Origin of the sequence: Acidovorax sp. SUPP3334, from assembly GCF_030159055.1 — a bacterium.
Taxonomy (GTDB): domain Bacteria; phylum Pseudomonadota; class Gammaproteobacteria; order Burkholderiales; family Burkholderiaceae_C; genus Paracidovorax.
The window spans coordinates 1-6387 of sequence record NZ_BQXQ01000078.1 but is presented as its reverse complement, the minus strand read 5'-3'; the positions used below and the strand labels follow the sequence as shown (position 1 = coordinate 6387).

The following is a 6387-nucleotide window of genomic DNA, read 5'->3' as shown; positions in this document are numbered from 1 at the left end:
GCGCGATCACGCCACTTCGTACTACCGCCGCGTCGCACCGAACGAAGCTTCCCCAGGGTCGTCAAGAACCGCGCTCCCAAGTTCCCAACGAAAAAAATGCCAGTCAGGGTTAACTGACTGGCATTGGGCCACCTGGGCGACCTTGTTGGTGGTCACGCCCTCTTCCCCTTCCTTCTCGACGATCTGGGCCGTGGCGCCGAATATCGCTTCGATGGTCTGCCGCGCACGCGCCTGCGTGGGTTGGCGGCGCATGTTTGCGGGTGTGTCGGAGGGAGAGGGTTTCTTCACGGATCGCTTTCAAAAACCAGGCGCCGATGGTTCTTCCTGCAGGGGCCTTGCGACCGGCTCAAGCCCGATTGGGCACCGATGCCACCGATGCGGTCGATTCCCGCTCGATGAGTCGAAAGCCCAGGTCGAAGACCGACTGCGTGCCGGCCTTGCCGCGGCACCGGTCGACGATCAGCTGCGCAGCGAGCCGGCCGATCTCCGGGCCGTCCACATGCACGGTGGTGATGGATGGGACCATGTGCTCACCGAAATCGGCGTTGCCGAAGCCGCACACGGCCAGATCCTGCGGCACCCGAAGCCCGCGGGCCTGCGCCTCCACGAGAACGCCATGCGCCAGCGTGTCCGAACTGCAGCACACCGCCTGCAGGCCCGGCTCGGCTTGCAGCAGTTCGGTCAGTGCGCGCCTGCCCAGCGCCAGGCTGCTGGGCGCCGGCACCACGGCCGTCGGCACGTCGCGGCCCAGCGCGGCGATGAAGCCTTCGCGGCGCAGCATGGCGCGGTGATCGCCCCCGGTCGCAATGCCGACCCGCTGCCAGCCCTTAGACAGAAAGTACCCAGCCACCGCGCTACCGACTTTCAGGTGCGAAAAGCCCACCACCATGTCCACCGGACGGTCGCTCAGGTCCCAGGTCTCGACCACGGGAATGCCGGATCGGCGCAGGCGGTCGCGGGCCCGCTGCGATTGCACGAGGCCGGTCATCACCAGGCCGTCGGGCTGGCGGCCGATCATGGTGTTCAACACCGCTTCCTCGCGCTCGGCGTCGTAGGCTGTCTGGCCCAGGATGAGCTGGTAGCCCTCGGCAGCCAATGCCGTGGTGAGGGTCTGCACGGTGGGCAGGAACTGCGACACCGACAGCGCCGGCACCACCGCCGCCACCATCAGGCTGCGGCGCGACTTGAGCCCGCCGGCCAGCAGGTTGGGGATGTAGCCCGTGGCCTCCACCGCCTCTTGCACGCGCGCCTTCGTCTTTTCGGACACCACGCCCGGATTGCTCAGCGCACGCGATGCGGTGATCAGCGAGACGCCAGCGGCCTTGGCCACGTCGTGCAGCGTGGCCGCCTTGAAGGAGGAAGGGGCATTCATTGCAAAGGGCGAAGCACGGTGGATCGACGCAAAAGAAGACGGGGACCATACCGCATCCGGGCGCCAAGGTGGCAGCCCCGCACCGCGATGGGCGAGGCAGCGGATGGGCCGGCATGGCGGAAAACCCCGAGCTGAAAAGCTTGATCATCCAAAATGACAACGATATCATTCGCCAAAACCAGCAGAGGCGAAGCCAATCCAAAAAGCTTGAACACGCTTTTTCCGCCTCTAAAACAAAAATGACAACGTTCACATCCATCCAGGAGACAAACCATGAAACGCTTCCTCGCTGCCCTTTCCCTCGGTGTGCTGGCCCTGGGCGCCCAAGCCCAGGCCTGGCCTGAAAAGCCGGTCACGCTCGTGGTGCCCTTCCCTCCAGGCGGTTCCACCGATCAGGTCGCACGCGCGGTCGGCCCCCGGATCACCGAGAAGTTCAAGCAGTCCTTCCTGGTGGACAACCGGCCCGGTGCCACCGGCACCATCGGCGCCACGTACGTGCAGCGCGCTGCGCCGGACGGCTACACCTTCCTGGTCACTTCGCTGGGGCCCCTGGTCATCGTGCCGCACCTGCTCAAGGGATTGCAGTACGACGCCATGAACGGCTTCGACCTGATCACCGTGGCAGTGCAGTCGCCCAACGTGCTCGTGGTGCCCGCGAACTCGCCGCACAAGACCGTGGCCGACGTCATCGCCTATGAAAAAGCCAACCCCGGCAAGATGAGCTTCGCCTCGGCTGGCAACGGCTCCAGCGACCACCTGACCGCCGAACTCTTCTGGCAGCAGACCGGAACGAAAGGCATGCACATTCCCTACAAAGGCGGTGCACCGGCCCATACCGACCTGATCGGCGGCCAGGTCGATGCATCGTTCCAGAACATCAATGCCGTGGCCCAGTACATCAAGGCCAGCAAGATGCGCGCGCTCGCCATCACCAGCCCCAAGCGCTCGCCGGTACTGCCCGATGTGCCCACGCTGGCCGAAGCGGGCGTGCCCAATGTCGAGGTCGCATCCTGGCAGGCCATCGTCGCGCCCAAGGGCTTGCCGCCCGCCGTGCGCGAAAAGGCCCATGCCGCATTCGTCGAGGCGCTCAAGGACCCCAAGGTGCGCGAGCAGTTCACGTCGATCGGGTTCGAAATGGTGACCAACACGCCCGAGCAGTTCGCCGCCTTCCAGCAGCAGGAGTCCGCCCGCTGGAACAAGGTGATCGAGGTCGGAAAGATCTCCATCGACTGAGCCAGCACCGACGCTGGTTCGCTTCGCCTCCTCCACCCTTCGCCCCCTCCGCTTTCCCTCCGATTCGTCCATCCGCTCGCACCATGGCCACTCCTTCCTCCTCGTCCGCCGACAGCATTGCCTGGGTCCGTCTTTCGTCGTGCTACCTGCCTCTGGCCAACCCCATCAGCGACGCCAAGGTGCTGACCGGGCGCCAGAAGCCGATGACCGAGATCGCCATGCTGTTCGCCGAGATCGAAACGAAGGACGGCCACCGGGGGTTGGGCTTCAGCTATTCCAAGCGGGCGGGCGGGCCAGGGCAGTTCGCGCACGCACAGGAAGTCGCCCCGGCCTTGCTGGGCGAAGACCCGAGCGATATCTCCCGGCTCTGGACCAAGCTCTGCTGGGCGGGTGCCTCGGTCGGCCGCAGCGGCATGGCGGTGCAGGCCATCGGCGCGTTCGACGTCGCGTTGTACGACCTCAAGGCGCGGCGTGCGGGCCTGTCGCTGTCCAAGCTCCTGGGCTCGCAGCGGGACTCGGTGCGCTGCTACAACACCTCGGGCGGCTTTCTGCACACGCCCCTCGATCAACTGCTGCAAAACGCCAGCGCCTCGCGCGAGCGTGGCATCGGCGGCATCAAGCTCAAGGTGGGCCAGCCCGACCATGCGCTCGACATCCAGCGTGTCGAGGCCGTGCGCAAGCACCTGGGTGACGCCATGCCCATCATGGTGGATGCCAACCAGCAATGGGACCGCCCCACCGCCCAGCGCATGTGCCGCGTCTTCGAGGCTTTCAACCTCGTGTGGATCGAAGAGCCGCTGGACGCCTACGATTTCGAAGGCCATGCGGCGCTCACCGCTCAGTTCGACACGCCCATCGCCACGGGCGAAATGCTCACCAGCGCGGCCGAGCATGGCGAACTGATCCGCCACCGCGCGGCCGACTACCTGATGCCCGACGCTCCGCGCGTGGGCGGCATCACGCCCTTCCTCAGGATCGCGGCACAGGCCGAACACGCAGGGCTGAGCCTCGGGCCGCATTTCGCGATGGAATTGCACGTCCATCTGGGCGCGGTGTACGCCACCGAGCCCTGGGTAGAGCACTTCGACTGGCTGGAGCCGCTCTTCAACGAACGCCTTGAAATCCGCGATGGCCGCATGCTCGTGCCAACGCGCCCCGGCCTGGGCCTGAGCCTGAGCGAGCAGGCCCGAAGCTGGACGCGCGCCACAGCGGAGTTCGGAGCGCGCGCCTGAGACACTTAGGCATTCAGCCCGCCTTCCATCAAAAAGCCGCCCCACGATACCGACAGACCCCATGACCGACACCGCAACCCCCTCGAACACCCCCCACAGGCCGCCGCTGACGATCAAGATGCACGCGGCCGACAACGTCGCCATCGTGGCCAATGACGGCGGCCTGCCTGCCGGCACCGTGCTCGCCTCGGGCCTGGTGCTGGTGGACAAGGTCCCCCAGGCGCACAAGGTCGCGCTCGAAGACATTCCCCAGGGCGGCGCCGTGCGCCGCTACAACGTGCCCATCGGCTACGCCATCCAGCCCATCGCCGCCGGCAGCTGGGTGCACGAGCGCCTGCTGCACATGCCCGAGGCCCTGTCGCTGGAAGGCCTGCCCCTGGCCACCGTGCGCCCCGAGCCGTTGCCGCCGCTGACCGGCTACACCTTCGAGGGCTACCGCAACGCCGACGGCTCGGTGGGCACCCGCAACATCCTGGCGATCACCCAGACGGTGCAATGCGTTGCCGGCGTCACCGAATTCGCGGTGGCGCGCATCAAGGCCGGGCTGCTGCCGCGCTTTCCCAACGTGGACGACGTGGTGGCGCTCGAGCACACCTATGGCTGCGGCGTGGCCATCGACGCACCGGATGCCGTCATCCCCATCCGCACCCTGCGCAACATCAGCCTGAACCCCAACTTCGGCGGCGAGGTGATGGTCGTCAGCCTGGGCTGCGAAAAGCTGCAGCCCGAGCGCCTGCTGCCGCCCGGCAGCATTGCGCTGGTGGACGAGCGCAACGTGGCCGACGTAGGCGCGAGCGCCGAGCCCAAGCTCGACGTCGTGTGCCTTCAGGACGATGCGCATGTGGGCTTCATGTCCATGATCGACTCCGTCATGCGCCAGGCCGAAATTCACCTGAAGCGCCTGAACGCGCGCCGCCGCGAAACCGTGCCCGCCGCCGAACTGGTCGTCGGCGTGCAATGCGGGGGCAGCGACGCCTTCAGCGGCGTCACCGCCAACCCGGCCGTGGGTTTCTGCACCGACCTGCTCGTGCGCGCAGGGGCCACCGTCATGTTCTCGGAGGTGACCGAGGTGCGCGACGGCATCGACCAGCTCACCTCGCGCGCCAGCACCCCCGAGGTGGCCGAGGCCATGATCCGCGAGATGGCCTGGTACGACGCCTATCTGGACAAGGGCCGGGTGGACCGCAGCGCCAACACCACCCCAGGCAACAAGAAAGGCGGCCTGTCCAACATCGTGGAAAAGGCCATGGGCTCCATCGTGAAATCCGGCAGCGCGCCGATCTCTGGCGTGGTCTCGCCGGGCAGCAAAGCCACGCAAAAAGGCTTGCTGTACGCCGCCACGCCGGCCAGCGACTTCATCTGCGGCACCCTGCAGTTGGCGGCGGGCATGAACCTGCACGTGTTCACCACCGGCCGGGGCACGCCCTACGGCCTGGCCGAGGTGCCGGTCATCAAGGTGGCCACGCGCAGCGACCTGGCCCGGCGCTGGCACGACCTGATGGACATCAACGCCGGACGCATCGCGGACGGCCAGGCCAGCATCGAAGACGTGGGCTGGGAAATATTCCACCTGATGCTGGACGTGGCCAGCGGCCGCAAGAAAACCTGGGCCGAGCAGTGGAAGCTGCACAACGCGCTCGTGCTGTTCAACCCCGCTCCGGTGACCTGAGCGGCCCGGCCGCATGGGCGCTGCCTTGCAGAGCCCGCCACGTCATTCGCTGACCAGCGCGCGCATCCAGGGCGGAAGGTCCACGGCCTTCTTCTTCGGAAAGTCCACCCAGATCGTCGTTGCACCGCCGGCCGCGCAGATCACGCCCGGCCGGTCGACGCGCTCCATCGTGCCCCAGGTCTCGAACGTCGTGCGGCCCGGATCGCTCACATAGAGATGGAGCAGCACCTCGGCCGGGTACTCGAGCTGGTGGTAGAAATTGCAGAACGCATTGACGATCACCGGCCCCTGCCCCTGCGGGTCGGGGTTGCAGCCTGCCGACACCATCCAGTCGATGCGGGCCGTCTCCAGGTAGCGGAAGTAAACGGTATTGTTCACGTGGCCCATGGCGTCCATGTCGCCCCAGCGCACGGGAAAGCGCATCGAATGCACGAGTTTCCTGGCTTCGGGAATTTCGATCTTCATCGGTTGCCTTGAAGGTTGCCACGATGCCCTTCGCTTGGCGCGCCGGCCGCCCGGCATGAAGGACATCGGGAAAGCTGTACAGCGTATCGCACCGTGTCGGGCGCAGCGCGCGAGGGCTGTCGCAACGGTGGCACATGCTGGCCCCGAACCTGAGCAAGCGCCGCCGAAAGCCACGATGCCGGCTCGAAATCCAAGGTGGAAAAGCCAGGTATCAGAAGGCCGCAGGCGTTGGCAGCCACGCGCCCCGCCCCGCTTCGAAACCTGAGCGTTAGGCGAGTAGCGCTGCTGGCTTACTCACAAGTCAGAAATATAGGCGACAGATGGGTGTCTGAAGAATGACCTGATGAGTGCAGGATCTTCAGCCACCGACTGCAACTGCGCATCCACACGCTCCTTGAGCTTCTCCCCCTTTCGCA

Annotated in this window: 6 protein-coding genes and 1 pseudogene; 3 read left to right on the top strand and 4 right to left on the bottom strand. The window is 66.3% G+C overall.

Annotated features, from left to right (window positions below):
* Positions 1-21: 21 nt before the first annotated feature.
* Entirely contained in the window at positions 22-252 is a 231-nt protein-coding gene (locus AVHM3334_RS23170) for a hypothetical protein (RefSeq protein ID WP_284415804.1), read from the bottom strand.
* Positions 253-346: 94 nt separating this feature from the next.
* Positions 347-1372 (bottom strand): LacI family DNA-binding transcriptional regulator, encoded by a 1026-nt coding sequence (locus AVHM3334_RS23165; RefSeq protein ID WP_284415803.1) that lies wholly within the window; start codon positions 1370-1372, stop codon positions 347-349.
* A gap of 273 nt (positions 1373-1645) precedes the next feature.
* On the opposite strand from AVHM3334_RS23165, the gene AVHM3334_RS23160 reads away from it, so the two are divergent.
* The 3 genes from AVHM3334_RS23160 (at position 1646) to garD (ending at position 5506) form a co-directional block, all read left to right on the top strand.
* A complete protein-coding gene (locus AVHM3334_RS23160) occupies positions 1646-2605 on the top strand; it encodes a Bug family tripartite tricarboxylate transporter substrate binding protein (protein WP_284415802.1) in 960 nt (319 codons plus the stop codon).
* A gap of 83 nt (positions 2606-2688) precedes the next feature.
* A complete protein-coding gene (locus AVHM3334_RS23155; protein WP_284415801.1) occupies positions 2689-3837 on the top strand; it encodes an L-talarate/galactarate dehydratase in 1149 nt (382 codons plus the stop codon).
* Between the two features lie 61 nt (positions 3838-3898).
* Positions 3899-5506 (top strand): galactarate dehydratase, encoded by a 1608-nt coding sequence (garD, locus tag AVHM3334_RS23150; RefSeq protein ID WP_284415800.1) that lies wholly within the window; start codon positions 3899-3901, stop codon positions 5504-5506.
* Positions 5507-5548: 42 nt separating this feature from the next.
* Here the strand turns inward: garD and AVHM3334_RS23145 are convergent, their stop codons facing one another.
* Both AVHM3334_RS23145 and AVHM3334_RS23140 read right to left on the bottom strand, forming a co-directional pair.
* Complete coding sequence (locus tag AVHM3334_RS23145; RefSeq protein WP_284415799.1) at positions 5549-5971, bottom strand: acyl-CoA thioesterase; 423 nt, start codon at positions 5969-5971, stop codon at positions 5549-5551.
* Positions 5972-6265: 294 nt separating this feature from the next.
* Positions 6266-6387 (bottom strand): annotated as a pseudogene (locus AVHM3334_RS23140) (IS630 family transposase); the annotation flags it as partial.

Coding starts and splice junctions, on each gene's coding strand:
- AVHM3334_RS23165 (WP_284415803.1), bottom strand. CDS start 1,372: ATGAATGCCCCTTCCTCCTTCAAGGCGGCCACGCTGCACGACGTGGCC.
- AVHM3334_RS23145 (WP_284415799.1), bottom strand. CDS start 5,971: ATGAAGATCGAAATTCCCGAAGCCAGGAAACTCGTGCATTCGATGCGC.
- garD (WP_284415800.1), top strand. CDS start 3,899: ATGACCGACACCGCAACCCCCTCGAACACCCCCCACAGGCCGCCGCTG.
- AVHM3334_RS23170 (WP_284415804.1), bottom strand. CDS start 252: ATGCGCCGCCAACCCACGCAGGCGCGTGCGCGGCAGACCATCGAAGCG.
- AVHM3334_RS23155 (WP_284415801.1), top strand. CDS start 2,689: ATGGCCACTCCTTCCTCCTCGTCCGCCGACAGCATTGCCTGGGTCCGT.
- AVHM3334_RS23160 (WP_284415802.1), top strand. CDS start 1,646: ATGAAACGCTTCCTCGCTGCCCTTTCCCTCGGTGTGCTGGCCCTGGGC.